The organism is Nocardioides sp. Root190 (assembly GCF_001428565.1).
Taxonomy (GTDB): domain Bacteria; phylum Actinomycetota; class Actinomycetes; order Propionibacteriales; family Nocardioidaceae; genus Nocardioides.
In genome coordinates this window covers 762,613-786,541 of the sequence record NZ_LMIA01000010.1, presented here as the reverse complement: position 1 = coordinate 786,541, position 23,929 = coordinate 762,613, and the positions used below count along the sequence as shown (strand labels likewise).

24 protein-coding genes and 1 tRNA gene are annotated in these 23,929 nt (G+C 71.8%); 9 read left to right on the top strand and 16 right to left on the bottom strand.

Annotation, left to right across the window (positions count from 1 at the left end):
* Nucleotides 1-28: 28 nt before the first annotated feature.
* Nucleotides 29-487, bottom strand: a complete 459-nt coding sequence (locus ASE01_RS16510) for a hypothetical protein (protein WP_157537414.1) — start codon at nucleotides 485-487, stop codon at nucleotides 29-31.
* Between the two features lie 207 nt (nucleotides 488-694).
* Here ASE01_RS16510 and ASE01_RS16505 point away from each other — a divergent pair, with 207 nt between their 5' ends.
* Nucleotides 695-1,672: a hypothetical protein gene (locus tag ASE01_RS16505; protein ID WP_157537412.1), complete on the top strand. Its 978-nt coding sequence runs from the start codon at nucleotides 695-697 to the stop codon at nucleotides 1,670-1,672.
* A 20-nt stretch (nucleotides 1,673-1,692) separates the two neighbouring features.
* Here ASE01_RS16505 and ASE01_RS16500 read toward each other — a convergent pair whose 3' ends face one another.
* Genes ASE01_RS16500 through ASE01_RS16490 form a run of 3 tightly spaced genes read right to left on the bottom strand, consistent with a single transcriptional unit; the run spans nucleotide 1,693 to nucleotide 3,978 of the window.
* Nucleotides 1,693-2,466, bottom strand: coding sequence for an MBL fold metallo-hydrolase (locus tag ASE01_RS16500; RefSeq protein ID WP_056754335.1), 774 nt, complete (start codon nucleotides 2,464-2,466; stop codon nucleotides 1,693-1,695).
* Nucleotides 2,467-2,479: 13 nt separating this feature from the next.
* Complete coding sequence (locus ASE01_RS16495; protein ID WP_082606114.1) at nucleotides 2,480-3,259, bottom strand: sterol desaturase family protein; 780 nt, start codon at nucleotides 3,257-3,259, stop codon at nucleotides 2,480-2,482.
* A complete protein-coding gene (locus ASE01_RS16490) occupies nucleotides 3,256-3,978 on the bottom strand; it encodes a FadR/GntR family transcriptional regulator (RefSeq protein WP_056754332.1) in 723 nt (240 codons plus the stop codon). Before ASE01_RS16490 ends, ASE01_RS16495 begins: the two co-directional genes overlap by 4 nt.
* A gap of 212 nt (nucleotides 3,979-4,190) precedes the next feature.
* Between ASE01_RS16490 and ASE01_RS16485 the strand changes: the two genes are divergently transcribed.
* Together ASE01_RS16485 and ASE01_RS16480 are read left to right on the top strand one after the other, a co-directional pair.
* Complete coding sequence (locus ASE01_RS16485; RefSeq protein ID WP_157537410.1) at nucleotides 4,191-4,988, top strand: SURF1 family protein; 798 nt, start codon at nucleotides 4,191-4,193, stop codon at nucleotides 4,986-4,988.
* Nucleotides 4,985-5,320 (top strand): DUF3817 domain-containing protein, encoded by a 336-nt coding sequence (locus ASE01_RS16480; RefSeq protein WP_056754326.1) that lies wholly within the window; start codon nucleotides 4,985-4,987, stop codon nucleotides 5,318-5,320. The genes ASE01_RS16485 and ASE01_RS16480 overlap by 4 nt, the downstream gene beginning before the upstream one ends.
* A gap of 6 nt (nucleotides 5,321-5,326) precedes the next feature.
* Here ASE01_RS16480 and ASE01_RS25435 read toward each other — a convergent pair whose 3' ends face one another.
* Nucleotides 5,327-5,449: a hypothetical protein gene (locus ASE01_RS25435; protein WP_268789077.1), complete on the bottom strand. Its 123-nt coding sequence runs from the start codon at nucleotides 5,447-5,449 to the stop codon at nucleotides 5,327-5,329.
* Nucleotides 5,450-5,600: 151 nt separating this feature from the next.
* On the opposite strand from ASE01_RS25435, the gene ASE01_RS16475 reads away from it, so the two are divergent.
* Together ASE01_RS16475 and ASE01_RS16470 are read left to right on the top strand one after the other, a co-directional pair.
* The gene (locus tag ASE01_RS16475; protein WP_056754324.1) at nucleotides 5,601-6,110 is read left to right on the top strand and encodes a peptidylprolyl isomerase; all 510 of its coding nucleotides are present in this window, start codon (nucleotides 5,601-5,603) and stop codon (nucleotides 6,108-6,110) included.
* A 9-nt stretch (nucleotides 6,111-6,119) separates the two neighbouring features.
* On the top strand, nucleotides 6,120-7,034 hold the full coding sequence (locus ASE01_RS16470) for a rhomboid family intramembrane serine protease (protein ID WP_056754322.1): 915 nt from the start codon (nucleotides 6,120-6,122) through the stop codon (nucleotides 7,032-7,034).
* Nucleotides 7,035-7,313: 279 nt separating this feature from the next.
* On the opposite strand, the gene ASE01_RS16465 is transcribed toward ASE01_RS16470, so the two are convergent.
* Nucleotides 7,314-7,820: a cell division protein CrgA gene (locus ASE01_RS16465; protein ID WP_056754320.1), complete on the bottom strand. Its 507-nt coding sequence runs from the start codon at nucleotides 7,818-7,820 to the stop codon at nucleotides 7,314-7,316.
* A gap of 45 nt (nucleotides 7,821-7,865) precedes the next feature.
* Between ASE01_RS16465 and ASE01_RS16460 the strand changes: the two genes are divergently transcribed.
* A complete protein-coding gene (locus ASE01_RS16460; RefSeq protein ID WP_082606113.1) occupies nucleotides 7,866-8,663 on the top strand; it encodes a DUF881 domain-containing protein in 798 nt (265 codons plus the stop codon).
* On the opposite strand, the gene pknB is transcribed toward ASE01_RS16460, so the two are convergent.
* From pknB to ASE01_RS16425, 7 genes are all read right to left on the bottom strand, one after another.
* On the bottom strand, nucleotides 8,664-10,595 hold the full coding sequence (gene pknB, locus ASE01_RS16455; RefSeq protein ID WP_056754317.1) for a Stk1 family PASTA domain-containing Ser/Thr kinase: 1,932 nt from the start codon (nucleotides 10,593-10,595) through the stop codon (nucleotides 8,664-8,666).
* Nucleotides 10,592-12,103, bottom strand: a complete 1,512-nt coding sequence (locus tag ASE01_RS16450; protein ID WP_157537408.1) for a serine/threonine-protein kinase — start codon at nucleotides 12,101-12,103, stop codon at nucleotides 10,592-10,594. Before ASE01_RS16450 ends, pknB begins: the two co-directional genes overlap by 4 nt.
* Nucleotides 12,100-13,608: a peptidoglycan D,D-transpeptidase FtsI family protein gene (locus tag ASE01_RS16445; protein ID WP_056754314.1), complete on the bottom strand. Its 1,509-nt coding sequence runs from the start codon at nucleotides 13,606-13,608 to the stop codon at nucleotides 12,100-12,102. Before ASE01_RS16445 ends, ASE01_RS16450 begins: the two co-directional genes overlap by 4 nt.
* Nucleotides 13,609-13,687: 79 nt before the next feature.
* Nucleotides 13,688-15,073: an FtsW/RodA/SpoVE family cell cycle protein gene (locus ASE01_RS16440; protein WP_056754311.1), complete on the bottom strand. Its 1,386-nt coding sequence runs from the start codon at nucleotides 15,071-15,073 to the stop codon at nucleotides 13,688-13,690.
* A gap of 30 nt (nucleotides 15,074-15,103) precedes the next feature.
* A complete protein-coding gene (locus ASE01_RS16435) occupies nucleotides 15,104-16,645 on the bottom strand; it encodes a PP2C family protein-serine/threonine phosphatase (RefSeq protein ID WP_082606112.1) in 1,542 nt (513 codons plus the stop codon).
* 2 nt (nucleotides 16,646-16,647) lie between these two features.
* Entirely contained in the window at nucleotides 16,648-17,112 is a 465-nt protein-coding gene (locus tag ASE01_RS16430; RefSeq protein WP_056754308.1) for an FHA domain-containing protein, read from the bottom strand.
* Complete coding sequence (locus ASE01_RS16425) at nucleotides 17,105-17,899, bottom strand: FhaA domain-containing protein (protein ID WP_157537406.1); 795 nt, start codon at nucleotides 17,897-17,899, stop codon at nucleotides 17,105-17,107. Before ASE01_RS16425 ends, ASE01_RS16430 begins: the two co-directional genes overlap by 8 nt.
* Before the next feature lie 114 nt (nucleotides 17,900-18,013).
* On the opposite strand from ASE01_RS16425, the gene ASE01_RS16420 reads away from it, so the two are divergent.
* The 3 genes from ASE01_RS16420 to ASE01_RS24825 all read left to right on the top strand — a co-directional run bounded on the left by ASE01_RS16420 (nucleotide 18,014) and on the right by ASE01_RS24825 (nucleotide 20,668).
* Nucleotides 18,014-18,096: transfer RNA gene (locus tag ASE01_RS16420), tRNA-Leu, on the top strand.
* A gap of 158 nt (nucleotides 18,097-18,254) precedes the next feature.
* Nucleotides 18,255-19,784, top strand: coding sequence for a hypothetical protein (locus tag ASE01_RS24830; RefSeq protein ID WP_162260302.1), 1,530 nt, complete (start codon nucleotides 18,255-18,257; stop codon nucleotides 19,782-19,784).
* Between the two features lie 62 nt (nucleotides 19,785-19,846).
* A complete protein-coding gene (locus ASE01_RS24825; protein ID WP_056754303.1) occupies nucleotides 19,847-20,668 on the top strand; it encodes an SDR family NAD(P)-dependent oxidoreductase in 822 nt (273 codons plus the stop codon).
* On the opposite strand, the gene ASE01_RS16405 is transcribed toward ASE01_RS24825, so the two are convergent.
* From ASE01_RS16405 to ASE01_RS16395, 3 genes are read right to left on the bottom strand one after another with little or no spacing between them, the layout of a single operon-like run.
* Nucleotides 20,627-21,838, bottom strand: a complete 1,212-nt coding sequence (locus ASE01_RS16405) for an amidohydrolase family protein (RefSeq protein ID WP_056754300.1) — start codon at nucleotides 21,836-21,838, stop codon at nucleotides 20,627-20,629. The genes ASE01_RS24825 and ASE01_RS16405 overlap by 42 nt on opposite strands.
* Nucleotides 21,835-22,965 (bottom strand): CoA transferase, encoded by a 1,131-nt coding sequence (locus ASE01_RS16400; RefSeq protein WP_056754297.1) that lies wholly within the window; start codon nucleotides 22,963-22,965, stop codon nucleotides 21,835-21,837. The genes ASE01_RS16405 and ASE01_RS16400 overlap by 4 nt, the downstream gene beginning before the upstream one ends.
* Nucleotides 22,952-23,893 carry an enoyl-CoA hydratase/isomerase family protein gene (locus tag ASE01_RS16395; RefSeq protein WP_235536051.1) on the bottom strand — a complete coding sequence of 314 codons (942 nt, stop codon included), beginning with the start codon at nucleotides 23,891-23,893 and terminating at the stop codon, nucleotides 22,952-22,954. The genes ASE01_RS16400 and ASE01_RS16395 overlap by 14 nt, the downstream gene beginning before the upstream one ends.
* Nucleotides 23,894-23,929: the final 36 nt, after the last annotated feature.

Here is a 23,929-nt window from a genome sequence, read left to right as displayed (position 1 = left end):
CAGCAGGCGGGGACTTGGGAGACACACCCTAGAGCTCCGCGCTCCAGCTGCGCACGTACCCGGTGTGCACGACCGCCCACACACCGGTGTCGAGATCGAGCATCACGGCGACGGAGCGATCCGAGGAACCCCGACCGGCCGCCTCACAGTCGGACCAGTCGCACGTGTGGGACAGGGCGACCTCGTCCCCGCTCGGCAGCGTGACGCGCAACCGCAGCTCCCCTTCCGTGCTCGCGTCCTCGTGGGCGACCTGACGCCAGTCGATCGCCCGTGCCGGTGCCTGCGTCCCCGTCCGGGCGAGTGCTTGCGTCGCGGCGAGCTTGCGACCCGCCGCCCTCGGCAGGGTCACGCCCAGGCCCAGGCAGCCGATGATCGGGAGCACCAGCACGGCGAGCATGAACAGGGCGGGAATCTTCTCGCCACCCAGGGCCAGACCGAGCGGGACCGCGAGCAGCACGAGGCCGAGGCCGACGACGACGGGGGCCATCCGGCGATCGTGCCGGGCCATGGCAGGGGTCTGCCACGGGATCTCGGACTCCTGCGAGGGCGGGCGCACGGGCGGGTCAGATCCGCTGCGTGGGAAGCATCATCGAGACCCCGAGACCAGCAGTGAGGGTGACCCCGGCAGGTTTGCCCGGGTTCGCGGGATCGTACCTGACCCGCGACGGGCCGGACACGCCCTAGACTCCCGCTCGTGAGGGGAGCACGAACCGGCCGGTCCGGGCTGGGTGCACTGGTGGCGTGCCTGCTGCTGGTCAGCGCCTGCAGCAGTGATCCGGAACCCGTCTACCAGGATTCGCCCGAGCCGCAGGCGGTCGCGACCGAGTACGACGCGTCGCTCGAGCCCTCGGCCGCCGTCCTCTCCCTCGTTCCGGAGGCCGCGACCACGCTGGAGGTCACCGACTTCGACCAGCTGCGCCTGGTCCTCGGCTTCGGCTCGCTCGACGGCACCAGCAGCCCTGCCGATCTCGCGAAGTTCTGGCGGGGCGCGCCACGCACGGCCACCCTCACCCTCGGCCTGTTGCGCCCCTTCGACGAGCGCCTGCGTGGTGACTTCGGCATCGGCCAGGACGACGTCGCGTGGGAGGCCAGCTATGCCGGTGGCGCCACCGGTTGGGTGCTGAAGTTCCACGACACGGCCTCGATGGCCGCCCTGCAGCGCGCCGTCCGTGCCGGTGTCGGACCGCTCCGCGGAGCCGTCGTCGATGCCGACCGACACCTGGTGACCTCGGCCGAGCCACCGGCCGTCGACGGGTCCTGGGGAGCCGTCGACGGGATGCTCAGCCTCGTCGGACGAGAGGCCATCTCGACGTACGTCGAGCGGTCCTGCCTGGCCTTCGACACCGTCTTCGGTGACGGGATGGAGGACCAGCTCGCCGACGCGCCGGCCTCGGCGCTGCGTGCGCTCGACGAGCTCGACGCCTACTCGGTGGCCCTCGGAGCGGAGCTGGCCACCGTCCAGCTCGGCCCGAAGCGTTCCGACGCGTTCGACCGGATCCGGCTGGCCGAGGTGATGCCGCCGACCGTCCCCGACTTCGGCGTCGTGATGAGTCGAGGTGTCGCGGACCCCTCGACCGGCCGGCTCGGCTACGTGCTGACCGACCCCGTGGGTGCGGCCGAGCTCACCCGCGCGCGGTTGCTGCCCTTCGCGGTGTGCCGCGGCGGTTTCTGAGCGCCTCGCCGCTGCCGGGATCAGCCCCGCAGTGCGTCGTACTGCGCCTTGTCGTGGGCGCAGAACACCGTGACCTCGTCACCGTGGGTGCCCGCGAGCTCCTGCAGGCGCTCGAGATTGCTCACCCGGGCCCTGTTGTCGACCGCCATCAGGCGCTGGAAGGCGACGAGCGAGGCCGGGCAGGTCGGGGGCTGGTCGACCTGACCGCCGCCGAAGAACGCGTCCCCGGCGTGGAGGAGCCAGCCGCCGTCGGCACGTCGTACGGCGACGCCCGAGTGGCCGCGGGTGTGACCGTGCAACGGCACGATGACGACGTCGTCGCCGATCGCCTTGGCCGAAGCGAAGCCGAACCAGTCGTCGCCACCCTCGCGGTGCTGCTCCCAGCGCGGGCCGTGCGCCCACTGGCCCTGGACGTAGCGCGCCTTCTCCCGCATCGACGGGTGCAGCGCGGCGTCGTACTCAGTGGCGTGCACGTGGATCCGAGCGTTCGGAAAGTCGCCGATCCCGCCTGCGTGGTCGAGGTCGAGGTGGGTCAGCGCGATGTCGGTGACGTCGGCAGGATCCAGGCCGAGCGCCCTCACCTGCGCCAGCGCGGTCTCGGCCGGGTCGAGGACCGGGCGGACCGCGGCGAGGAACGGACGGCCGAGCCGCTTCTTCTCGGCCAGGTCGCCGGTGCCGAATCCGGTGTCGACCAGGACCAGCCCGTCGGCACGTTCGAGGAGCAGGACGTGGGCGACCATCGGCGGGGACAGGGGCGGCCGCATGGTCGCGCAGTTCAGGTGGTGGATGCGCACGGGGTCGATGGTCTCAGAGATCGAGGTCGTGCAGGCGTCGTACGGTCGGGGACGTCGGCACGCTGGCCGGGTCCGGCGCGGTGCCGAACACCCGGTCCGCCGTACCCGCCGAGGTGACCGTGAACCAGTAGTGCTCGCTCTTGTAGTGGTGCAGGCGGTGGTTGCGCCAGATCGCGCGGTAGTACGCCGACTTCGGCCGGTAGTCGCTGTGCAGCAGGTAGTGGGTCCACTCGTAGCCCGACTTGATCGTGTAGATCGTCACCAGCAGCGTGAACATCGCCGTCGTGGAGGGCGTCACGAGCCAGGCGAGCCCGGTCCACGCGGACGCCAGCCACAGCTGGGCCTGCCAGGGGATGAACACCAGCGGGATCTCGCGCGGACTGGCGTGGTGCGCCCGGTGCTTGCGGGCCAGCAGCGGGTCGAGGGTCAGTCCGGCGACGCGACGCGGACGCCAGTGGAGGATGAACACGTGGACGAGCCACTCCACGACCGGCAGCACCGCGACCAGCCCGAGCGGGACGAGCAGCTCCCACCAGGAGCCCGGTCCGGCGAGGACCCGGCCGGTGACGGCGGCGAGGAGACAGGTGGCGAGCAGGTACGGGCTCGGGTGGTGCCAGAACTCGGCGAAGACCTCCCGCAGGCTCTGGTTGGTACGTCGTGCGGCCCGGTCGCCGACGTACTTCCCGTCCAGCTTGCCGTCCAGCTTGCCGTCCAGCTTGCCGTCCAGCTTCCCGTCCAGCCGCGCCTCGTCCGCCTCCAGCTTGCGCAACGCGTGCGCCTCCCGGGGGCTCATGCCTGCTCGCCCATCGCCTCGAACGCACCCAGCAGGGCTTCAGCGGTCGGGGTGAGCACGCGGGCGGCGGCGGCGCGGGACGTGGCGGCGTCGCCGGCGCGGATCGCCGCGGCCAGCATTCGGTAGGGCTCGACCTGGCCGACCTCGGCCGCCAGGACCGCTCCGAGCACGGGGAGCGCCGGCTCGTACGCGGTGCGCAGGCTGTTGAACATCAGCCGGAAGACGAGGGAGTCGGCGCCGTCGACGAGCAGGTCCCAGTAGTCGAGGGCCAGCTCCTGCCAGCGCACGGCATCGGTGGTGGTGACCAGCTCCTCGATCACCGCGTCGAGGGCGACGGCGAGGGCGGGCCCGCCCCGCTCCGCGGCGAGTGCCGCGATGCCGGGCCCGACCTCGGCGCGCGCCTCGATCACGCTGCGGGCGATGGTCGCGTCGAGCCGTCCGCCGCGGACCAGGAGCCGCGGCAGCAGGTCGAGACCGGCCGAGCGGCGGAAGTCGCGCACGGTCGTGGCGCCGCCGTGCCGCACCTCGACCAGCCCGGTCTGCGCGATCCGCTGGAGTGCCTCGCGCACGGCGGGCCGCGAGATGCCGAGCACCTCCGCCAGGCGCCGCTCGCTGGGGAGCGGTGCCCCGACGGCGAGCTCGCCGTCGAGGACGTCGTCGAGGACCTGGTCGAACACCTGGTCGGCCACGGAGCGGCGGGTCACGGGTCGCAGTGCCATGGTCGTGACGCTAGACGCCGTACGGCAAGTGGTCAAGTGGTCAGACCAGTTGTTTCCGATAGTCCCGGGTCAAAAGCACCTGAACCACGGCGTGTCCGGTGCTTTTGACCCGGGACTACCGCAGGCGGCCAGACGGGACTGTCGCAGGCGGACCGAGGAAGGTTCTCCCCGGAGGCGGGTGAGGTGGGGGCGACTCGTAGGCTGCAGGGGTGGTGCGATGGTGGAGTGTGCGGTTGTGGGGAGCGCACCTCCTCGCGCTGGTGTGCGTCGCGATCGCGACGGGGATGGGCCTGTGGCAGTACGACGCCTGGCAGGAACGCCGTGCCGCCGAGCGGGTCGACCTGACCGAGGCCGAGCCGGTTCCGATCACCGAGGTCCTCGGGCCTGACGACCCGTTCCCTACCGCGGGACTCGGCCGACCGGTCGAGGTCCGCGGCACCTTCCTCGACGAAGGCACCGTCCTGGTCTCCGGGCGCGCGGGCGCGGACGGCGACGACGGGTTCTGGCTCGTCACCCCGCTCAGCGTCGGCGGCTCCGGTGACCCTGCGGTCCCGGTCGTGCGCGGCTGGGTCGTGGACGGCACGGGGGTCGCGGACCTGCCGGCCCCGCCCGCAGGTGAGGTCGACGTCCTCGGCTGGCTCCAGCCGACCGAGTCCGCCAGCACCCCGGACGAGGACACCAGCGACCGGATCGTCCCCGCCCTGCGTGTCGCGGACCTGGTCCAGCTCCTCACCGCCGGGCAGGACATGTACGGCGCCTACGTGGTCGCGCAGGACGCGCTGGCCACCGACGCGGACGCCGGAGTGGTCGCGGCGACCCTCGACCAGCTGCCGCCTGCGAGCCGGTTCACCGGACTGCGCAACATCCTCTATGCGATCGAGTGGTGGGTGTTCGCGGCCTTCGCCGCCTTCATCTGGTGGCGCCATGTGCGCGACGCCACCTCGGAGCGCCCGGACGCGGGGCCCGACGCCGGGCCGGACGACGACGACGTCGTACTCTCGACGTCGTGACCAAGCTCTTCAACGTCTACCGCGTGCTCGCCCTCGTGGTCGGCGTCCTGCTCGTCGTCGGCACCGTCGGATCGGTGCTGAAGTACCTGCTCGAGGACGGCACCAGCCTCCAGCGCCTCGGTGACGACCTCACGCCGATCTGGCTCATCCACGGCTGGATCTACATCATCTACGTCGTGGTGACGTTCCTGCTCGCACAGAAGGCCCGCTGGCCGTTCTCCCAGCTCTTCCTGATGCTGGTCGCGGGCCTGGTCCCCGGCCTGATCTTCTGGGTCGAGCGCCGGGTGGTCGAGCGCCTGCGCGCCGATCACCCGGAGCTCGCCCGCAGCTGATCCCGCTCAGCGCGGGGAGTCGGCCGACTGCCAGGTCGGCTCGGTGCCACCACCCTGCAGGCGCTTGGCGACGACGGTCACGACGGCCCCGATCGCGCCGACGAGCAACAGCTTCCTGAGCTTCTTCATTCTGCGTCCTCCTGTGCTGGTCGGTTCGGGTCCAGCATGGCGCAGGCGGCCAAGTGGCGCGCTGGCCGAGCGCCGTAGGATCGAAGGCGTTGCCGGCCATCGACGAGTCGGCAGAGCGAGACGCAGAGACACCCGAGAGACGAGGAATTCCATGGCAGACCAGCAGGCCGTCCTGAAGACCAACCTGGGCGACATCACGGTCACCCTGTTCCCGAACCACGCTCCCGAGACGGTGGCCAACTTCACCGGCCTCGCGACCGGCGAGAAGGCGTACGACGCCGGCAACGGCGCCACCGGCCCGTTCTACGACGGTCTCGGTTTCCACCGCATCATCCCCGGCTTCATGATCCAGGGCGGGTGCCCCCTCGGCACCGGCACCGGCGGCCCGGGCTACACGTTCAAGGACGAGACGCACCCCGAGCTCGTCTTCGACAAGCCGTACCTGCTCGCGATGGCCAACGCCGGTCCGGGCACCAACGGTTCGCAGTTCTTCATCACCGTCGGCGCGACCACCTGGCTGAACTTCAAGCACACCATCTTCGGTGAGGTCGCCGACCAGGCCAGCCGCGACGTGGTCGACGCGATCGCTGCCGTCCCGACGGGTCGCAACGACAAGCCGGTCGAGCCGGTCGTGTTCAACTCCGTCGAGATCAAGGGCTGACCCGGCTCCATGACCAACCCTCCGGTCGGGGTGCCGACCTGTTATCGGCACCCCGACCGCGAGACCTGGATCCGCTGCCAGCGCTGCGAACGTCCGATCTGCCCGGACTGCATGAACGACGCGGCCGTGGGCTTCCAGTGCCCCTCCTGCGTCGCCGAGGGCCGCAAGTCCGTGCGCCAGGCGACGGCGGCGTACGGCGGCAAGCCCTCCGCGAACCCGGCGCTCACCTCGATCGTGCTGATCGTCATGAACGCTGCGGTCTGGATCGCGATCACTGCGACCGGCGGCAGCTCCAGCCGGCTCGTCGACTGGCTCGCGCTGCGCGCGCGCAGCCTCTGCGTCGACGGCGACCGGGCCCTGCTGACCACCAAGGCCGCCTGCGACGGCGGCGCCTCGGCGACCTGGCTCCCCGGCGTCAGCGATGGCGCCGTGTGGGAGCTGTTCACCAGCATGTTCGCCCACGTCCAGCCGTGGCACCTCGGCTTCAACATGCTCGCCCTCTGGGTGCTCGGCCCCCAGCTCGAGATGGTGCTGGGGCGCGTGCGCTTCCTCGCCGTCTACCTCCTGTCCGGCCTGGCCGGCTCGGTCGCGGTCTACTGGCTCTCCTACGAGTTCGGCGCCACCCTCGGCGCCTCCGGCGCGATCTTCGGCCTGATGGGCGCGCTGGTCGTGATCGGCCTCAAGGTCGGCGGTCAGGTGCAGAGCCTGCTGCTGTGGATCGGCATCAACGTGGTGCTCACCTTCACGTTGCCCAACGTCTCCTGGCAGGGCCACTTCGGTGGGCTGATCGGTGGTGCGCTGATCACCGCCGCCCTCGTGTTCGCCCCCCGTGCGCGCCGTACGACGCTGCAGGTCGCCGCGCTCAGCGCGCTGGCGGTCGTCCTGGTGCTGGCCACGGTGGCGCGGACCGCCGTCCTGGCCTGACGACGCAGCCGCCCCGGCCCGTCGGCGTGCGCGGCTTCATCACGGTATGTAGGTGAGTGCGCGCTTCTGTGGCGGAACTCCGTGCGGGAAGCGCCAGCTGGCCTACATACCGTGATGAACCGCCCCCCGTTGACGGCGTTTCCACAGGGTTATCCACCGCTGTGGATGAATCACACGCATGTAGTTCTCCCCAGGTGTGGACAAACCTGTGGGAAAAGCCGCGACGCCGGCGGACCGAGGTCCACCGGCGTCGTCGTACGACGGGAGCGCGCGGGAGGGTTACTCCCAGCGCGTCGCGAACGTGAAGCCGACGGCCATGAAGCCGATGCCCACGAACAGGTTCTTCTGGCCCAGGTCGTTGAAGATCGGGATGTCCTTGGGGTCGTTGCCCGTCAGGAAGATGTAGAAGATGCAGATCCAGACCAGGCCCACCAGGAAGCAGGCCAGCATGCCGACGACGACGCCGCGGCCGCGTCCGAGCGGCGTGCTCGGGTGGGCCGAGATGGCCAGGCCCAGGAAGAGCGCGATGAAGCCGATCAGGTAGTTCTTGTCCTCGAGGTCGGCGAAGAACGAGGGGCCACCCGGCTGGCGGACCTTGCCCTCGGAGTTCAGGCTGCCGAAGCCGTCGGTGGGCCGGATCCCGAAGTAGTAGTAGAGGATCCAGGCGATGCCGCCGAGGATGAGGAGCAGCGCGATCGCGAAGCGCAGGCTCACCACAGGACCGCGGTCGGCGTCGGCGAAGACGTCGTCGTCCTTGCTCTTCGACAGGCGGGGCAACTTGGCCACGTGAGGGCTCCTCGAACTCTTCGACCAGTAGTGGACACTGTCAGTATGACGGGTACGCACACCGAGCCGCCGACGGGCCACCGGTCCGGCCGGTCGCTGGCGTGGCGGATCGGCACGCCGGTGGTCGCGCTGCTCAGTGGCAGCCTGCTCGCCGTGTCGGCCGCGAACAGCGACGGCACCGATCTCCGACCCGGTCGCTACACCGATCTCGCGGGCCTCGTGGAGGGTGAAGCGGCGGACTACCGCAAGGTCGAGGACCGCTTCAACACGCTCACCGACGAGGTCGACCGGCTCGGGGCGGACGTCTCCGACACCGGCGTGAACCAGGCTCGCGGGGAGGTCGCCGAGCTGCGCGACCCGGCCGGCCTGACCCCGCGTCGCGGACCGGGCGTGCGGATCACCATGTCGGACGCGCCGAGCGAGCTCGTCGACGAGGCCATCGAGCGCAACCGCGACCTGCCGGTCGAGGACCGGATCAGCCTCAACCGCTACGTCGTGCACCAGCAGGACATCCAGGCGGTCGTCAACGCCCTCTGGACCGGAGGCGCGAGCGCGGTGACCATCGCCGGCCAGCGCGTCATCTCCACCACCGGCATCAAGTGCCAGGGTCCGGTCGTCCAGCTCCAGGGCGTGCCGTACTCCCAGCCGTTCGTGATCGAGGCCGTCGGCATGGAGGACGAGCTGCTCGGCTCGCTCGACACCAGCAGCCTGGTCAGCGGCTACCGCACCGACGCTGCCGACACGCTGATCGGGATCGGGTGGTCGCTGGAGACCGACCAGTCGATCAAGGCGCCGGCGTACGACGGCCTGCTGGACCTGCAGTACGCCAAGCCCCTGCGCTGATCAGCCCTGGCGGAGCAGCCCCGGCAGCAGCCGGGGGTTGCCCGGACCCGGGTCGGCCGGGTTGAGCGGGTCGGTCCCGGCCGTGACCTCGGCGCCGTCATTGATGCCGTCGCCGTCGGAGTCCGGGTTGGCCGGGTCGGTGCCGGCGCCGGCCTCGTCCTCGTCGGAGAGCCCGTCACCGTCGGAGTCGACCGGTGGCGGCGGCTCCTCGTACGTGGAGACGAAGATGATGACGTTGCCGCCCTGGTTGAGCGTCTCGGTGCTCTCGGGGAGCTGCTCGGTGATCCGGCCCTTGGGCTGGCTGTCGTCGTCGGCCGCGGCATTGCGCACGACGGGGACGAACCCGGCGTCCTTGATCAGCTTCTCCGCCTGCGCCTGGGTCTTGCCGACGACGTTCGGGACCTCGGTCGGGCCGTCGGAGACGCAGAGCGTCACGACGATGTCCTTGTCGACCGCGGTGCCCGCGAGCGGCGTCTGCTCCACGACGGTCCCCTTGGGGTCGTCGGCGTCGCACTCGGTCTCCTTGATGTTCTCGCGCACGATCCCGGCCTCGACGAGCGCGCGGATCGCGGGCGCCCGGCGCTGGTCGGTGACCGACGGCAGCGGGAAGGCACACGGACCGGTGGAGACGGTGAGGAAGACGGTGGACTCAGGGTCGGTGTAGTCGTCTCCGTCGGGGTCCTGCTTGATGACGGTTCCGCCGGCGAAGTCGTCGCTGCACTCGGTCTCGCGGTCGTCGATCTCCAGACCCTTGTCGCCGATCAGGTCGCGCGCGATGTCGACGTCCTCGCCGACCACGGCGGGCACCTTCACCTCGGTCGGGGAGTCGTCGAAGAGCACCGGCCAGACGAGGTACGCCGTGGCCAGGATCGCGGCCAGCAGCACACCGAGCAGCACCCAGAGCCCCACCCGGCTGCGGCGGTCCTCCTCGGCGGGCGGCGGGGGCCGCCGGACGGCGGTCTCGTTGGTGGGTGCGGGATCTCCGACGGCGGGGACGACCGCGGTGGCGCCGGTCGCGGGTGCGACGGCCTGGACGGGGCGACCGGCGAGGTAGCGCTCGATGTCGGCGCGCATCTGGGCGGCGGACTGGTAGCGGTCCTCGACCCGCTTGGCGAGCGCCTTCATCACGATGGCGTCGATGTCGGGCGTCAGGTCGTGCTCGTGCTGCGACGGCGGCACGGCCGGCTCCCGCACGTGCTGGTAGGCCACGGCGACGGGCGAGTCGCCGACGAACGGCGGTCGGCCGGTCAGGAGCTCGTAGAGCAGGCAGCCGGCGGAGTAGACGTCGGAGCGGGAGTCGACGGTCTCGCCGCGCGCCTGCTCCGGGGAGAGGTACTGGGCGGTGCCGACCACGGCCGCGGTCTGGGTCATCGAGGAGGCGGCGTCGCTGATCGCGCGGGCGATGCCGAAGTCCATCACCTTCACGTCACCCGAGGGGGTGAGCATGACGTTGCCGGGCTTGATGTCGCGGTGGATGATCCCCGCGCGGTGGCTGTAGTCGAGGGCGGCCATCACGCCGCTGGTGATCTCCAGCGCCCGCTCGGGCAGGATCTTGCGGCCCTCGCGCAGGATGTCGCGCAGGGTGCGCCCGGCGACGTACTCCATGACGATGTAGGGCACGACCTCCTCGCCGCCACCGGGCTGCGGAGTGCGCTCCTCGCCGGTGTCGTAGACGGAGACGATCGCGGGGTGGTTCAGGGAGGCCGAGGACTGTGCCTCGCGACGGAAACGGGCCTGGAAGGTCGCGTCGCTGGCGAGGTCGGTGCGCAGGCGCTTGACCGCGACGACGCGGCCGAGCCGGGTGTCGGTGCCCTTGCGGACCTCGGCCATGCCGCCGCGACCGAGCAGCTCGGCGAGCTCGTAGCGGCCGCCGACGACCACCTGATGGGGCTGGTCGGGGTTGCCGCCGGGGGTGTTCGGAGGGGTGCTCATTCCTCGCCTCCCGGAAGGTCGCTGAGGATGTCGCTCGGGTCCGTGGTGGGCGCCGTCGGCTCCGAGGTCGGTTCGGTCGGTTCAGTGGGTTCGGTCGGAGTGGTGGGCTCCGTCGGCTCGGGCTCCTCGACCGCACCCCAGTAGACGATCGTCACCCGGTCGCCCTCGTTGAGGGTTCCGGACGGGGAGATCCTCGCCACCGAGTCCTCGGGGCAGGCGCCGGTGTTGGTCGCGTCGTTGGGCTGGATGCTGACCTGCAGGCCGAGGGAGTCGAGCTCGGCACGCGCGGTGCGGTAGTCGACGTCGCTGCGGCAGACGTAGTCGTCCGCGTCGACCTCGACGGTGGTGTCCTCGCTGGGGCTCTCCTCGGTCGCCGTCTCGCTGGGCGTCTCGGAGGCCGCGGTGTCGTCGGGCTCGTCCTCGCCCCCGCCGAGCACGAGCGCTGCGGCCACGACGGCGGCGATCACCAGCAGGATCACTGCGATGGCGATCGGCCACGGCGATCGGTCGCTGCGCTGCTTCTCCTCGTCGCCCGGGTACGCCGACGGCGTGTCCAGGCGCTGCATCGGGGAGGAGGCGGGCACGGGCACGGGTGCGACGACGCCGGGCAGGACCTGGGTCGAGCCCTCGGCCGGGGTCGGGGCCGGGGTGGGGGTCGGTGCGGCCTGGTTCGAGTAGGGATCGCGGAAGGCTGCGGCGAAGGCCGAACCGTCCGTGTAGCGCTGGGTCGGCTCCTTGGCCAGGGCGCGGGTCACCACGGCGGCCAGCGCGACGGGCACGGTGGCGGGCAGCGGCGGGATCGGCTGCTGGAGGTGGGCCAGCGCCGTCGCGACGGGCGTCTCCGCCTCGAACGGGCGGCGCCCGGTCAGGCACTCGAAGGCGACCACGCCGAGGGAGTAGACGTCCGAGGCCGGCGTGGAGGGGTTGCCGCGGGCCTGCTCGGGCGAGAGGTACTGCGGGGTGCCCATCACCGAGCCGGTACGGGTGAGCGCGACCGCGTCAGCGGCGCGGGCGATGCCGAAGTCGGTGATCTTGACCGTGCGGTCGGCGGTGACGAGCAGGTTGGCGGGCTTCACGTCGCGGTGCACGATGCCGGCCCGGTGCGCGACGCCGAGCGCCTCGCCGGCCTGCGCGATCAGGTCCTGCACGACGGCGGGGTCCAGGGTCCGACCGTTGGTCCGGGCGGTCGCGAGCAGGGTGGAGAGCGGCTGGCCGTCGACCAGCTCCATGACGAGGTACGGCGAGAGGTGGCCCGCGTCGTCAGCGCCGTAGTCGTAGACGCCCGCGATCCCCGGGTGGTGCAGCGCGCCGGCACTGCGGGCCTCCTGCTCGAACCGGGTGCGGAACATCGGGTCGTCGGCGTACTCCGCCTTGAGGACCTTGACCGCGACCTCGCGGTTCAGGCGGGTGTCCGTCGCACGCCACACGACCCCCATGCCGCCGGTGGCGATCATGGAGTCCAGGCGGTACCGACCCGCCGGATCGGCGTACTGGCTCTGCGCGTTCACTTCAACACCGCTTCCATGACTGCTTTTGCGATCGGGCCGCCCAGCTGGCCGCCGGCGATCTCCTTGCCCGGTGCTTCCTGGATCATCACGGCGACGGCGACCTCTGCGTTCTGTGCCGGTGCGAAGGACACGAACCAGCCGTAGGGCGCCTTGCCGTCGACACCGCGCTGGGCGGTGCCGGTCTTGCCGGCCACGCTGACGCCGTCGATGCGCGCCGGCGAGGCGGTGCCGTTGTCGACGGTGGAGACGAGCAGCTCGGCGAGCTGGGCCGCGGTCTGCGGGGAGATCGCGTCGCGGAGCTTCTCGGGCTCGGTCGTCTCGAGCACGTCGAAGCTCGCGGTCTGCACCTCGTCGACGAGGTAGGGGCGCATCAGGGCGCCCCGGTTGGCGATCGCGGAGACCACCATCGCCATCTGCAGCGGGGTGGACTGCACGGAGAACTGGCCGAAGCCCGACCGTGCGGTCTCCGCGTCGTTGAGCTCGCGGGGATCCTGCTCGACGCCGTCGATGGTGTCGACGACCTCCTCGGGGAACACCGAGCGGGCCTGCGGGCCCAGGTCGAGCAGGTAGTCGCTGTTGAAGCCGAACGCCTCGGCGGTCTCGCGCAGCTTCTCCGGGCCCACCTCGACGGCCATCTTCGCGAAGGCCGTGTTGCAGGAGTTCTCCATGGCCGCGGCGAAGGAGATCTTTGCGGGGCTGCAGCCGCCACGACCCTCGTTGTCGATCAGGTTCTGCTCGCCGGTCGTCCCGGGCGCCTGCCAGGTGGAGCCGGACGGGACCTGGTCGTCGACGTCGTACAAGCCCTCCTCGATCGCAGCCGCCGCGGTGACGACCTTGAAGGTCGAGCCGGGGAACAGCCGGGTCTGGATGGCGCGGTTGAGCAGCGGCTGGTGCTCGTTGCCGTCGAGCTCGTCGTAGGCGTTCTCGCGGGTCTCGCGGTCGTGGGAGGCCAGCTCGTTGGGGTCGTACGACGGGAAGGACACCATCGCGAGGATCCGACCGGTCTTCGGCTGGATCGCCACGACCGAGCCCTCGCCGTCGGGTCCGACGGTGTCGCGCAGCGCCCGGAACGCCGCCTTCTGTGCAGCCGGGTCGAGCGTGAGCGAGACGTTGCCGCCCTGGTTGGTGTCGCCCTTGAGCAGGTCGACCAGGCGGTTCACGAACAGCCGCGGGTCCTCACCGGACAGCACCTTGTTCTGGCTGCGCTCGATGCCGGTCTGGCTGCCGAGCTGGAGGTAGCCGGTGACGGGGGCGTAGAGCTGCTTGCCGGGGTAGACACGGAGGTACTTGTAGCGGTCGTCCACCGGCTCGCTGCGCGCGATCGGGTCCTCGCCGACGAGGATCAGGCCGCGCTCGCGACTGAACGCCGCTGCTGCGACCCGGGCGTTGCGCGGGTCGGTGTTGAGCTCCTCGGCGCGCCAGAACTGGACGTACGTCGCATTCGCCATCAGGGCGAGGAACAGGAACATGCAGAAGATCGACACGGTGCGGATGGGCTTGTTCACGACGCAACCACCGCTCCCTCGTTGGTCGAGGAGGTCGCGCAGCGACCGTCTCGAGACCTCTGTGCCTGGTGCTGGGCGGTCATGACGGAACCACCTTCACGATCTGGGTGGCCTGCTCGTCGGGGTCCTCCGCGGACTCCTTGAGGTCGGGCAGAGGTCGCCGGGCCTGGTCGGAGATGCGCAGCAGGATCGCGATGATCACCCAGTTCGCGACCAGCGAAGAACCGCCGTACGACAGGAAGGGAGTGGTGAGGCCGGTCAGCGGGATCAGGCGGGTGACGCCGCCGATGACCACGAAGATCTGCAGCGCGAACACCGCGCCGAGGCCGGTCGCGACGAGCTTGCCGAAGCCGTCACGCGAGATCAGCGCGGCACGCAGGGCGCGCTCCACGACGAGTCCGTAGAGCAGCAGGATCGCGATGACCGCGGTCAGGCCGAGCTCCTCGCCGATGGCGGCGAGGATGAAGTCGGACTCGGCGTACGGCACCCGCTCGGGCATGCCCTCGCCGAGGCCACGGCCGATCAGTCCGCCCCAGGCGAAGCCGTAGAGCGCCTGGACCAGCTGGTAGCCGCTGCCGTTGGGGTCCGCGAACGGGTCGAGCCAGATGTCGACGCGGTTCTGCACGTGGGAGAAGATCCGGAACGCGACCGCGGCGCCGCTGAAGAAGAGCAGTCCGCCGACGACCAACCAGCCCGGCCGTTCGGTCGCGACGTAGAGCATCACGAGGAACAGGCCGAAGAACAGCAGGCTGGAGCCGAGGTCGCGCTGCAGCACGAGGATGCCGAGGCTGACGACCCACATCATCAGGATCGGGCCGAGGTCGCGGCCGCGGGGCAGGTCGATGAACACCACGCGGCGCCCAGCGAGCGCGAGCGCGTCCCGGTGCACGACGAGGTAGCCGGCGAAGGTGATGACGAGCAGCACCTTGGCGATCTCGCCCGGCTGGAAGCTGAAGCCCGCCACCGAGATCCAGATCTTGGCGCCGTTGATCTCGGTGCCGAGGCCCGGGATCATCGGCAGGACCAGCAGGCCGATCGCGGTCAGCCCCGAGGTGTAGGTGAAGCGGGCGAGCAGCCGGTGGTCGGGCAGCACGACGAGGGTGCCGACGAAGAGGATCACCCCGAGGGTCATCCAGACCAGCTGCTGGGTCGCCAGGCCCGTCTCCTTGGCGAGGTCGAGCCGGTGGATGACCGCCAGGCCCAGGCCGTTGAGGGCCGCGACGATCGGCAGGAGCACCGGGTCGGCGTACGGCGCCACGAGCCGGACCGCGACGTGGGCCGCGACCACGAGCAGGGTCAGCCAGCCGCCGTACCCGATCAGGTTGGTGGGCACCTCGCCCTCGATGCCCAGCCCGACAGCGGCGTAGGCACCGATCCCCACGATGAGCGCGAGGATCAGCAGGAAGAGCTCCGCACCGCGTCGGCGGCGGTGGACGAAGCCCATCAGGGCGGAGTTGGTGGCCATCTCAGTCAGTCACGTCAGCTCGGTGCCCGGTCACGAACCGGTGGTGAAGTCGCTGGCATCGGCAGGTGCGGTCGGTTCGGCGGGGTCGGTCGACGCGGGCGGCGTGGTCGGCGTGGTCGCGGACTCCGACGGGACGATCGAGTCCGGGTCGTCCGGATCGGTCGAGGACTCGGCGTCGGCGTCGGCGGCGAGCCGGGCGAGCTGCTCGACCTTCTCGCGTGCAGCCTCGTAGTCGTCGGCGGCGATGCCGTCCTCGACGCTGGAGCGCTGACCGGCCGGCAGGTCCTCGATGACGACGTCGGAGGTCTCGAAAACCGAGGAGAGGCCGGGGACCTCGACGCCGCGGTAGATGACGACCTGGCCGCCGTCCTCGCCGACGTAGTACTGACGCTGGCTCCACCAGTACGCCGTGCCGAGCACCACCCAGACCAGCCCGATCAGCAGGGCGAGGGCCAGCAGGCGGCGGGGCCAGATGAAGCGGGGCGGCGGCTGCGGGGCGTAGCGCATCGCCTCGGGGTCGCTCGGCGGGTCGGCGCGGATCGCGTGGTCGACGCCGGCCGGGATCTCGTCGGGAACGGGGTCCAGCTCGCCGGTGTCGCCGGAGCGGTGGCCGCGGAAGAGCGCGCGCGGGCGGCGCTGGCGCATCTCGGCGGCGGCACCGACGACCTGCGGCTCGGCCGGCACGGTCGCCGTACCCGCTGCGGCGACGTCGGCCACCACGCAGGTCACGTTGTCGGAGCTGCCGGCGTCGAGGCTGGCGCGCACCATCTCGATCGAGGAGAACTCGGGCGTCCCTCCGGTGAGGATGTCGGCGATCCGGTGGTCCTCGAGGACGCCGCACGCGCCGTCGCTGCAGAGGAAGAGTCGGTCGCCGGCGACGAGCTCGAGCGCGAACAGGTCGGGCTCGACGTCGTGCAGGCCGTCGAGCGCCTTGAGGATGAGGTTGCGGTGCGGGTGGACCCGCGCCTCCTCCTCGGTGATCCGGCCCTCGTCGATCAGGCTCTGGACGAAGGTGTGGTCGCTGGTGAGCTGGGACAGCTCGCCGTCGCGCAGGAGGTAGGCACGCGAGTCGCCGACGTGGCCGAGCGCCAGGCGGGTGCCGTCGAACAGCGCGACGGTCGCGGTCGTGCTGGTGCCGTTGATCGAGGGGTCCTGGTCGACCTGGGTGCCGATCGCGACGTGCGCCTCGTGGAGGCCGTCGTTGATCCGGGCGAGGACGTCGGTCGTGCCGGGCGGCTCGTCGAGCTGGCGGAGCTCGTTGACGGCCGTGCTCGATGCGATGTCACCGCGGGCCGCGCCACCGACTCCGTCGCAGACGGCGAGCAGCCACGGACCGGCGTAGCCGGAGTCCTGGTTGTCCTTGCGGACCCGGCCCACGTCGGAGACGGCGTGATAGCTCAGCTCCAGGGTCGGTCTCGGCTGGGTCGCTGGGGCATCGACGGTGTCGTGGCCGAACACGCCGGCGACCTCCACGGTCGGCTCGGCCGTGGGCCGCTCCGATGTGGGGACCTCGGTCGTGTCGGGAGCCTCCGGCGGCGGCAGGGTGGCCTCGTCGGGCGTCGGTTCGGACATGCCTACTTCCTCAGCTCCACGATGGTCTTCCCGATCCTGATCTGCGAGCCGAGGCCCACGGGCACGGGCTGGGTGAGTCGTTGGCTGCCCAGGTAGGTCCCGTTGGTCGAGCCGAGGTCCTCGACGTACCACTGCCCTCCGGAGGACACGATCCGCGCGTGGCGCGTGGACACGTAGTCGTCGTCGAGCCGGATCGCCGCGTCGTTGCCGCGGCCGATGAGAACGGGAGCCTGCGCGAGGTCGGCGGTGATGCCGGTGTTGACGCCCTGCACCACGGCGACGTGGGAGGGCTGTCCGCGGCGCGGGGCCTGCGGCTTGGCCGCGCGCGGCTGCTTGCCCGGCGCGGCCGGTGTCGGCACCCGCGCACCGAACATGTCGGAGCGGATCACCGAGATCGCCGACAGGACGAAGATCCACAGGATCGCCAGGAAGGCGATCCGGACCAGGAACAGGGTGAGCTCAGACATCGGAGGCCTCCTCGAGCAGCCGGAGGACGAGAGAGGTGTGGCCGACCTGGACCCGGGAGCCCTCGCGGAGGGTGGCGCGCGCGACCTTCTGCCCGTCGACGCGGATGCCGTTGGTCGAACCCATGTCGTGGACCTCGATGTGGACGGGCCCCTCGCCGGGGGCGTCGGTGCCGACCGGTGTGGTGACAAGGAACTCGGCGTGTCGACGGCTGACACCGGGGTCGTTGATCCGGATGTCGGCCTCGCTGCCGCGTCCGACCACCAGGCCGGGAGCCTGCAACGCGTGCTGGCTCCCGTTGACCTCGAGGACCGCGCGGGTGCGCTGGCTGCTGCTTCGCCGGGCCTGTCCCGTCACCTCCGCCTCGGCCTGGCTGCGGACCCGGAACCGGCCCGTCGTGAGGTCCTCGGCGGACTCGAACGCGATCTTGATCGGGCCGGGGAAGACGTAGGACTGGAGCTCCGCGTGCTCGGTCAGCTGCTCGGTGAGCTCGCTCTCCAGCGCAGAGTCGTAGGGCCCGAGCCGCTCCAGGTCACCCGGGGAGAGCTCGACGACGAAGCTGTTCGGGACCAGTCGCCGCTGGCGCGAGAGCACCTGCGCCTTGTTGTCCAGCTCGCGCTGGAGCGAGGCGGCGATCTCGACCGGTTGCACCGCACTGCGGAAGGTCCGGGCGAAGGCGCCGGAGATCGCCTGCTCGAGCCGTTGCTCGAAGCGTTGCAGTCCACCCACGTCGCTGCCCTCCTCTCCACGCTCGTGCTTCAGTGCCCGTTCGTCGTACGGACGGGTCACTCGATCGTATCGGTGGAGCCGTCGCGCCCTCGGCACATCATGGTCGACCCCCCGGTTTTGGGCGCCGGCCGCGTGCTGGGATAGCCTTTGTCGGCCGTCGAGTTTGACGGTGACGCGCGAGTGGCGGAACGGCAGACGCGCTGCGTTCAGGTCGCAGTGTCCGAAAGGGCGTGGGGGTTCAAATCCCCCCTCGCGCACGTGAAGAAGCCCCGGTTCGACGAACCGGGGCTTCTGCCAATTCGCGGCCGACCACTCGCGACTGCCAAGGGTTCTCCGATTCCTGCCCGCCGGCGCGCCGAACCTGCCTACGATGCGCCGGACCCGCTGCGGGTCACGTACTCGAGGGGGAGTTCCGATGTCACGATTTCGTCCTGTCCGGACAGCACTGCTGGTGGGAGCGGTGGCGGTGGCCGGCCTCGGCGTCGTGCCGTCGGCCGGAGCCGAGCCCGGTGGCCATTTCAGCTGGGGGCATCGCGACGACGGCCGGGGCGTCCCTGACCAGACCGTCACGAGCACCGACGCCGATCTGTGGATCACCTCGTTCAACAACCAGGTGACGCTGATCGACCAGGGCGTCGACGGCCGCGGGATCGAGTTCCTGCCGCCTGCGGGACAGACGCTGCAGGCAGGGGTGACCTACCAGGTCGGTGGCACGTACCGCGAGCCGACGGCGACGGCGGGCCAGGTGCTCACGCACCGCGACGGGAAGTTCTGTGGCCGCGAGGCCGAGGAGCTCGAGGTCAGTTCGCGGCAGGACCTCATCCCCGCCGCGGGATGGTTCCGCGTCGAGCAGATCGAGTACGCCGGCAGCCAGGTCGTCGCCTTCGCCGCGACCTACGAGATCAGCTGCCAGTACGTCGACGGCCCGCTCGGTTTCGAGGGCAGCATCGCCTACGACGCCGCTGAGGTCGCTGCCCCGATCCCGGCAAAGCCTGCGACGCCGGCACCTGTTGCCGGGTTGGAGGTCGAGAACACCGACCCGAACATCGCCGGCACGAGCACGACGACGCTGACCTGGACCAACCCCTCGGGGTACCGCGACATCACGATCGACATGGTGCAGCTCTGCTGCGACAGCGCGGTGCCTGCACTGCTGAACGGCAGGTACACCCGCCAGTGGCGTGGGCGGGCCACGAGCTACCTCGACAACAACGTCGAGTTCATGGACGGGCGGTTGTACCGCGTCGTGCCCCGTGGCTCGACGGGCCGCGTCGGCACGCCGGTCCAGGTCCGGGTCTTCGGTTCGCGCCTTCACCTGGAGGCGGAGCGCAGCACGATCCAGATCGGCGAGACCACCACCTTCTCCGGACGGCTGACGCGCTCCTCGCCCAAGGCCGACCCTCACGACAGCATGAGCGGGCCGCCGATCGCGGGGCGCAGGCTCTTCCTGTGCCAGCGGGACGTCGGCGCCGCATCGAAGGTCTGCAATGCCGTGGCCAGCACGCTGACCGACGACGACGGCCGGTTCGCCCTGCGCGCCTCTCCGGTCGCCAACAGCTGGTACAGCGTGATGATGCCGTCATCGAGCAGCATGGTCGGCAACCGCTCGATCGTGCTGCTCTCCACGGGCGTCGCGCCGCAGACCGACATCGCCGTGCGCTCGGTGCGGGGACGAGCGACCGTCACCACTGCGCAACGCGGCTCGATGCTCACCTTCACGACGTCGCGCGACCGCCGCGGTTCGACGGGGGTCGTCAAGCTGCAGCGCCGGATCGGCGACACCTGGCGAACGGTCGTCACCCAGCGGCTCGGCACCGGCCGGTCGAGGCTGGTCATCCGGTACCGCGAGTCCCGGCGCGGGGACGTCTCCTACCGGATCGTGAAGATGGGCGACTCGCGTCACGTCAACGGCTACAGCAAGGTGCGTCGGTTCCGCGTGCGCTGACCTGTTCCGCTGCTCCGCGCAGCCGTCCGGCTGCTCGAGGGTGCGGGTGGAAGGATCGCCTGGTGCGACGATTCGAGGACCGGGTCGCCCTGGTCGTCCAGGTGGGCTCCGAACTGGCCCGGGCGTGTGCCGTCAGGTTGGCGGAGGAGGGCGCGCGGGTCGTCGTGGTCGACCCGCAGGAGGCCTCGGTCGAGCGCGCGGTGCGAGCCGTCGAGGAGGTCGGCGGTGCCGCCACCGGTCTCGTGGCGCCTCTCGGTGACGAGGCGGCGATCCACGACCTCGTGCGGGCCGTCGACGACCGGCACGGCCGGCTCGACGTCCTGGTCGTCGCTGTGGGGCAGGTCGACTGGTGGGAGCCGGCCGAGGAGGACATGACCCGGTGGGAGGAGAGCCTGCGGATCAACCTGCTGACCCCGGTCTTCCTCACCCGTGCGTTCCGCCCACTGCTGGCCCGGTCCGGGGCGGGATCGGTGGTGATCTACGGCTCGGTCGACGGCACCCACGGCAACCCGCAGTTCCCGGCGTACTCCTCGGCTCGCGGTGCCCTGGTGCCGTTCGTGCACACCGAGGCCCACGACGTCGCCCCCCTCGGGATCAGGGTCAACCTGGTGGCGGGAGCGGCGATCCTTCCCCAGGGTCCGGAAGCGCCGTTGCGTCCCGGGCCACCGATCGACATGGGCTCCGTGGCGCGGCACACGCCCCTGGGCAGGGCGGCCACGCCGGAGGACGTCGCGGCCACGGTGGCCTTCCTCGCCTCCGCCGACGCCGCCTACGTGACCGGCTCGGTCGTGACCCTGGACGGCGGACGGACCGCGATCACCCCGGGCACGGGCGGGGTCGCGTCAGTGCCGCAGCCCGCCGATCCAGGTGGCGCGCACCGCTGAGCGGTCCGGTGCGCGCAGTGCCTCGGCGAGCGGCACGTGCAGGAGCACCAGGTCGGCGGCGGTGCCCGCGACGACGCTGCGCGGCCTGAGGTCGCCGTCACGCAGGTAGCCCTCGAGCACGGTCGCCACCGGGACCCGCTCCCGCGGCACCAGGGTGCGGCCGGCGGCGGCGCGCATGACCTCCCACGGATCGAGGGGCCCGTACGGCGCGTCGCTGCTCGGCAGCACGTCGATCCCGGCGGCGAGCAGGCCGGCGTAGGGATAGAGGTGCGGGAGGTCCTCGGCGTCCACGTCGCGGGCGTAGTCGTCGCCCCGGTCGGCCAGGAAGCCGGGCTGCGTCACGACGTGGAGCCCGGCCAGCGCCGACGGTTCAGGTATGACGGCGCCGTGCTCGATCCGGTCCCCGGGCAGCCGGCCGACCTCGTCGAGCACAGCGAGCGTCAGCAGCAGTGAGTCGCGGGTGACGCAGTGGACGGCGACGGGCAGGCCCTCGGCGTGGCGCTCCCGCACCGCGGCGGCCAGGGCGTCCACGTCCGGGAGGTCGTGGTCGTGGAGGAGCAGCTTGCGCCGACCCAGCAGCGTGACCCGCTGGGGCACCGGCGGCTCCTCGGTCAGGTCGGGCGTCGCGTCGGTGACGCCCGTGATGCCGTACGACGCCAGCTCCCGGCTCACCGCGTCGAGGTCCCCGGTGCTCGGCCAGGTGCCCCGCAACAGGTCGTCCAGGCGCCACAACCGCCCGGTCGGCCGGCCGTCGCCGTCGCGCTCCACCCCGGGCAGGTGTGGAAGCGGCTCGAGCTCGGCGAGCGCCGCGGAGTTCAGCATCCACAGCGCGCCGCTGCGGTGCTGCACGCGGACCGGCCGGCTCGGCTCGACGCGATCGAGCTCGTGGCGGTCGACCGAGCCCGCGAAGAGCACGCCGCGGACACGGTCACCCGGTGCCTGACGGAGGCCGTCGAGGCCGTGCCGGCACGACACCGACGCGCGGGCGGCAGCAAGCGCACGGAGGTGCAGGTGGTGGTCGTGCAGACCTGGAATCAGTGCGCCGCCACGGCCCTCGACCACCTCGTCGTCCGGCCGGGGCCGCAGGCCGGGACCTACCTCGGCGACGACCCCGTCGGTGACGCGCACGTCGACGACGTGCCCGCGGACCTCGACCTCGTGCAGGATCACGGCCGCATCCGGGGGTCCTCGACGCGCGACCGGCCCGACGCCGTCTCCAGCCACCAGACGCCGGCGACCTGCTCGACCCGGTGCTCGGGGACGGCTCCCGCCGCTGCTGCGCGCGCGACGTCGAGCATCGACACCTCGACCAGTCGTGCCGGGCCCTGCAGCACGTCGACGCACGCCCACGCCGTACGCACGCCGGCGAGCGGATCGGCGAGCGCGTCGCCGACGGGGAGCAGGTCAGCCCCGTCAGCCCCGTCAGCTACGTCGGCCACGACGTGACCGGCGCAGGCGGCGACGTCGTCGCCGAAGCCGATGGTGTCGGAGTCGCGACCGCGCGCCGTGATCGAGACCCACGAGGTGCCTGCGGCCACGACCTCCGCGGCGTCCAGGCCGAGCTGGGCCAGCGCCCGCGGCCGGGACGACTCGACGACCACGTCGGCCGCCAGCGCCAGCTCGCGCAGGCGGGACACCTCGTCCGGGAGGTCGAGGACGACGTGCTCCTTGCCCCGATCGAGCAGCGAGAAGAAGGTGGGCGACCCGCGCCGGGCGCCGTCCGGTCGGTGCCGGCTCTCCACCTTGACCACCCGCGCACCCAGCAGGTGCAGGAGGTGGGTGGCCAACGGACCGGCCCAGAGCGCGGTGAGGTCGAGCACGGTCACCGGACGCCCCGGCATCCGTACGACGGCGGGGCGCGGCCCGGGAGCGCCGGGCGGGCCGACCCGACCGCCGGGAAGGCCCAGCAGGTGCACCCGCTGCTCGGCCTCGGCGGCCGTGGCATCCGCGGCCCAGCGAGCGACGCTCGCCCACGGGTCGGTCACGTTCGCCTGCTCGACCAGCGCCGGGACCAGGTCGAGGTCCTCGGGGCGGGCCAACGACAGCGCGAGGTGGCCGTCGGCGGTCGGCAGCACCCGCATGGCACCGCCGCAGGACCAGGGGCCGTGTCGCGCGAGCCCGGCGTGGGCGGCCCGCTCGCCCAACAGCCCACGCAGCGGCGCGGTCGGGAGGCCGAGCGCCTCCAGGTGGTCGTGCACGTAGGCCGCCGGATGGCCGGGGCCGAGGACCGGTGGGCCGTCCGCGCGGCCGGTGAGCGCCATGGCACCCGAAGCGGCCCACAGCTCACTCGCGTCCATCGACCAGCCCCCAGCCGAGCGCGGTGTCGAGATCGAGCCGGACGCCGGTCAGGGCGAGGTAGGCGGTGCGCCACCGACCGATCCGGCGCGGCAGCGAGACCGTGCCACCCGCTCCCGGGACCAGGCCGAAGCCGAGCTCGGGGAGGCCGAACCAGGCGCCGTCGCGGGCGGTGAGGTGGGCAGCGAAGGCCGTCACCTCGATGCCGGCCCCGACGCAGGCGCCGTGCAGCACCGGGCGCACCCGGTCGCGCAGCCGGTGCACGGCGAGGCCGGCCGAGGCCTCCATGCGCACGGCGTGGGCGGCGACGGGATCGGTCGCGGTGCCGAACTCGTCGAGGTCGCCGCCCGAGCAGAACGACGGTCCCGCTCCGGTGAGCCGGACCTGGTGCACGCTGTCGTCCCACCGGGCGATCTCGAGGGCCTCGACGAGGGCATCGCGCACCGCCCGGGCGAGGGCGTTGTGGCGCTCGGGCACGTTGAGCTCGACCTCGAGGACGCCGGGTGCGTCGTGCTCACGTCGGACCGTCACGGGCTCAGGAGGGACGGGCACCTCGCGACGCGGCGTCGCGGCGCGCCAGGCACCGAAGTCGGGTCCGGCCAGGAGCAGCGAGTAGGCCATGGACTCCATCGCCAGGGCGTCCGGCACCCGCAGGTCCTCGGTGGCGCGCAGCAGGTCGTCCAGCACCCGCGCCGGGCCGGACGGCACGACCACGGGGTGGGGTTCGACCGCCACCCAGGTGCGCCCGGGTCCTGCGGGCGCGAAGGTGAAGCTCAGCCGCTCGAGCAGGGGCGCCGCCTCCTGGGGCAGTGGCGAGCTCGCCATGCCGACGACCGGACCGGCGGGCAGGGAGGCGGCGAGCGCCGTCACCCCGGCCCGGTCGGCCCAGTCCACCTCGTCGAGGCAGACCTGGGGAAGCGGCGCGGGCACGAGGACATCATGTCCCGGCACGTCTGGCCACGTCTC

Coding starts and splice junctions, on each gene's coding strand:
- ASE01_RS16475 (WP_056754324.1), top strand. CDS start 5,601: ATGGCAGACCAGCAGGCCGTCCTGAAGACCAACCTGGGCGACATCACG.
- ASE01_RS24830 (WP_162260302.1), top strand. CDS start 18,255: ATGTCACGATTTCGTCCTGTCCGGACAGCACTGCTGGTGGGAGCGGTG.
- ASE01_RS16460 (WP_082606113.1), top strand. CDS start 7,866: ATGACGGGTACGCACACCGAGCCGCCGACGGGCCACCGGTCCGGCCGG.
- ASE01_RS16490 (WP_056754332.1), bottom strand. CDS start 3,978: ATGGCACTGCGACCCGTGACCCGCCGCTCCGTGGCCGACCAGGTGTTC.
- ASE01_RS25435 (WP_268789077.1), bottom strand. CDS start 5,449: ATGAAGAAGCTCAGGAAGCTGTTGCTCGTCGGCGCGATCGGGGCCGTC.
- ASE01_RS16510 (WP_157537414.1), bottom strand. CDS start 487: ATGGCCCCCGTCGTCGTCGGCCTCGGCCTCGTGCTGCTCGCGGTCCCG.
- ASE01_RS16430 (WP_056754308.1), bottom strand. CDS start 17,112: ATGTCTGAGCTCACCCTGTTCCTGGTCCGGATCGCCTTCCTGGCGATC.
- ASE01_RS16470 (WP_056754322.1), top strand. CDS start 6,120: ATGACCAACCCTCCGGTCGGGGTGCCGACCTGTTATCGGCACCCCGAC.
- ASE01_RS16495 (WP_082606114.1), bottom strand. CDS start 3,259: ATGAGCCCCCGGGAGGCGCACGCGTTGCGCAAGCTGGAGGCGGACGAG.
- ASE01_RS16440 (WP_056754311.1), bottom strand. CDS start 15,073: ATGGCCACCAACTCCGCCCTGATGGGCTTCGTCCACCGCCGCCGACGC.
- pknB (WP_056754317.1), bottom strand. CDS start 10,595: ATGAGCACCCCTCCGAACACCCCCGGCGGCAACCCCGACCAGCCCCAT.
- ASE01_RS16435 (WP_082606112.1), bottom strand. CDS start 16,645: ATGTCCGAACCGACGCCCGACGAGGCCACCCTGCCGCCGCCGGAGGCT.
- ASE01_RS16400 (WP_056754297.1), bottom strand. CDS start 22,965: ATGGACGCGAGTGAGCTGTGGGCCGCTTCGGGTGCCATGGCGCTCACC.